Here is a 1,052-nt window from a genome sequence, read left to right on the forward strand (position 1 = left end):
GGCCCAGCGCCGCCCGCACCCCCTCCGGGTCCGGCCGCCCGCCGGCGCCTCCCGCGTCCGGTCCCGCCGGCATCGCCGGCCGCTCCAGCAGCCGCCGCAGCGGGACGAGGGTGAACACCGCCCACCACACACCCGCCGAGGCCAGACAGATACGCACCGCCTCGCCCTCCGAGACGCCCAGCGCCTCATGACCGAGGAACAGCCCCAGATTCCCCACCAGCACCAGCGACCCGGCCGCGTACCCGAACGCCCACCCCCGCGACGAGACCGCGTCCCGCTCGTGCGGCAACGCGATCTGCGGCAGGAACGCGTTGTACACCACCACGCTCACCGCGTACGCCACGTTCGCGACGACCAGCAGCAGCCCACCCAGCAGATAGCGGTCGCCGTCCAGGAAGAACATGCCCGCCGTGGCCGCCGCCCCCACGTACGCCGACACCGCCAGAATCGGCTTCTTGCGCCCGCTGCGGTCCGCCACCGCCGCCGCCCACGGCATCACCAGCACCGACAACAGCACCGACACCGACACCGTGTAGGCGAAGAACGACCCGTCCCGCACCGGGATGCCCAGCGGGTACACGTACCCGTCCGCGTCCGCCGCCGCCTTCGCGATCTCCGTCAGGTACGGCCCCAGGAAGACCGTGAGCACACTCGTGGCGAACACCGAGTTCGCCCAGTCGTAGAAGTACCAGCCGCGCTGCTCACGGCGGCGCGCCGCCGGATCCGCCTCCGCGGCCGGCCCGCTGATCTGCCCGGTGCCCACTCACGCCCCCATGGTGCCGTGCGGCGCGCCGGTGACGGGAGGAACGTCAGCCCCGCCAGGCACCCTGTTCCTCGAGCACCTCACGCAGCGACTCGATGTCGTCGGTCATGATGCCATCGACTCCCAGCCGCAGGAGGTCGATCATCCGACGCCGGTCGTTGACCGTCCACACGTGCACCTGGAGACCCGCCCGGTGGGCCGCCGCCACGAACCGCCGGTCCACCACCGGCACCCCCGACTGCCGCACCGGCACCTGCGCGCACACCGCGCCTCGCGCCGGGCCCCGCCC

Annotated in this window: 2 protein-coding genes; both read right to left on the reverse strand. The window is 73.4% G+C overall.

All coding sequences use genetic code 11. The features are described from left to right. On the reverse strand, window positions 1-763 hold a 763-nt coding region (locus GL263_RS27145; RefSeq protein ID WP_182858378.1), incomplete at its 3' end, for an MFS transporter. 46 nt (window positions 764-809) lie between these two features. Next, window positions 810-1,052, reverse strand: a 243-nt coding sequence (locus GL263_RS27150) for a glycerophosphodiester phosphodiesterase family protein (RefSeq protein ID WP_267132801.1), incomplete at its 5' end; no start/stop codon positions are given.

Origin of the sequence: Streptomyces durbertensis (assembly GCF_014156695.1) — a bacterium.
Classification (GTDB): Bacteria; Actinomycetota; Actinomycetes; order Streptomycetales; family Streptomycetaceae; genus Streptomyces; species Streptomyces durbertensis.